Below are 1,873 nucleotides of genomic sequence, written 5' to 3'. Positions count from 1 at the left end.
AGCAGAGAAACGAGATTATGAAGACTCTTTCCCGCTTCGTCAACTGCTTTTTTTCGCTTACCGCCTGAAAAAGCCGCCGACTTCGCGTGCCGCCGGTTTCCGCGGCGGCCTTCGCATCCCGGACGTCGGAGACATCGAACTGCGAAGGGGGCGAATCTTAACGCCGCAGCCGACGCCACGCAAGGGAAATTTCGTCTATTTCCCGCCGAGCGCCGCCAAAGGCACAGCGTCGGCCATTGCCGCATAGCCCGCGTCGCTCGGATGGATGTGATCGCCGCTGTCGTAGCCGTAGCGCAGGCGCGCGGGATCAGCCGGATCGCGCAGCGCCGCATCGAAATCGACCACGCCGTCAAAAGCCGCGCTCGTGCGGATCCACTGGTTCACCGCCGTGCGGATCGCCTCGCGCTCCGGGGGCAGTGAAGCCGGCGTGAGCGTCGCGCCGAGAATGCGCACGTTCCGCCCGTGCGCCTGCGCAATCACGCGGCGATAGCCCGCGATCAGATCGTTCGCATCCACATGCGTATGCGGGAAATCGCAGTCGAGGCCCGATCGCGCCGGCATCGCCTGGAAGTTGATGTCGTTGATGCCGATGAGCAGCACCACCGTCCGCACGCCCGGATGGCCCAGCGCGTCGCGGGCGAACCGTCGCTCGAGCGCCTCGCCGTAGCAAGGCGAATCGCTCAGCAGCCGGTTGCCGCTAATCCCGAGGTCGATCACCGCCAGGTCCGGGCGCTGCGACTGCGCGATCCGCCGCGCCAACGCGTCCGGCCAGCGACGGTTCTGATTGAGCGAGGAGCGCATGCCATCGGTGATCGAGTCGCCGATCGCCGCTATCGTCGATGCCCCCGGCGCCTCCACCGCCAGCCCCGTCACCCACGCATACTGTGTAAAGCGCTCGGTGAACGCGCCAATCGACGGATCGGCGACGTGATTACCCGGACGCGAGACATAGTTCACCTGACTCGCAACGCGATGCCAGGCCACCATCTTCTGTTCGGCTCCCATATAGGTGCTGATGGCATAAGGGGCGTGCGCCTTCACGTCGATACGCACAGGGTCGCTATCGAGTGCGGCGCCGGGGGGCACCGACACCGACGCCCGTCCGCCAAAAGTGACATGCACTGTCCCCGCTTCGCTTGCGGCCGCGCCGCCCGCGGACGGCGCGATCGCCATCGCCTCGATGACGAGTGGGGTGCGTCCGTACAGATTGCTGAGACGCACGCGCGCAACCGTGCCCGCGAGTGTCGGATACACGATCTGCCGAACGGTCCGCCCGGCGACCACTGGCGCGCGATACAGCGGCGGGAGCGCGTCGCGCTCGGGAATCGACTGGAGCGCCGTCGCCCAGTTAGTGACCCAGGCGCCGGAGGATTGATCGGCGAAGGCCGGGGACGTCGCGGCAAGCGAAATGAACAGAGCGGCCGCGAGGGGAGCAAAAACAATCTTCATCCGTGTATGAGTGCGCAGGCAAAGGGGGCATTGTGCCCGATGGCCCGCGGTGCAGCGTTGCATCCTCCTGCCATTCCGGCGCGCGCGTGACAACACAGGCCACCGCCCGGCAGAACCGCAAGCAATCTCGCTGGCGTCCTCGCTGAACGCACTTGGGGCACCAAAAATTTCTTGCTCTACCTCAAAAAATTCATTTACCGACCGGTCGGTTGGTTTATACTGCGCGACATACCCAACTTCGACGAGAGCGTCTCCATGTACACGCAATCCCTCGACATCCCCGGCAACGTCGCCCCGCTGGACGCCGATGCCGCCTCGCCCGAGCAGGCGCAGTTCGACGCCATCATGGCCGCCGACGGCAAGATCGAGCCGCAGGACTGGATGCCCGAAGCCTATCGCAAGACGCTCGTGCGCCAGATCTCGC

At 65.3% G+C, this 1,873-nt stretch carries 2 protein-coding genes and 1 pseudogene; 2 read left to right on the top strand and 1 reads right to left on the bottom strand.

The window, feature by feature from the left end:
• On the top strand, nt 1–247 hold a 247-nt coding region (locus tag VSR34_RS37825; RefSeq protein WP_342965163.1), incomplete at its 5' end, for a hypothetical protein.
• On the opposite strand, the gene VSR34_RS37820 is transcribed toward VSR34_RS37825, so the two are convergent.
• The gene (locus tag VSR34_RS37820) at nt 196–1,449 is read right to left on the bottom strand and encodes an SGNH/GDSL hydrolase family protein (protein ID WP_342965164.1); all 1,254 of its coding nucleotides are present in this window, start codon (nt 1,447–1,449) and stop codon (nt 196–198) included. The two genes, VSR34_RS37825 and VSR34_RS37820, sit on opposite strands and share 52 nt — an antisense overlap.
• 255 nt (nt 1,450–1,704) lie before the next feature.
• Between VSR34_RS37820 and VSR34_RS37815 the strand changes: the two are divergent.
• Nucleotides 1,705–1,873 (top strand): annotated as a pseudogene (locus VSR34_RS37815) (1,2-phenylacetyl-CoA epoxidase subunit A); the annotation flags it as partial.

Source organism: Paraburkholderia sp. JHI2823 (assembly GCF_038900695.1).
In the GTDB taxonomy this organism is placed as follows: domain Bacteria; phylum Pseudomonadota; class Gammaproteobacteria; order Burkholderiales; family Burkholderiaceae; genus Paraburkholderia; species Paraburkholderia mimosarum.
Note: the sequence above shows the minus strand (reverse complement) of the source record. Positions and strands in the feature narration are given on the sequence as shown.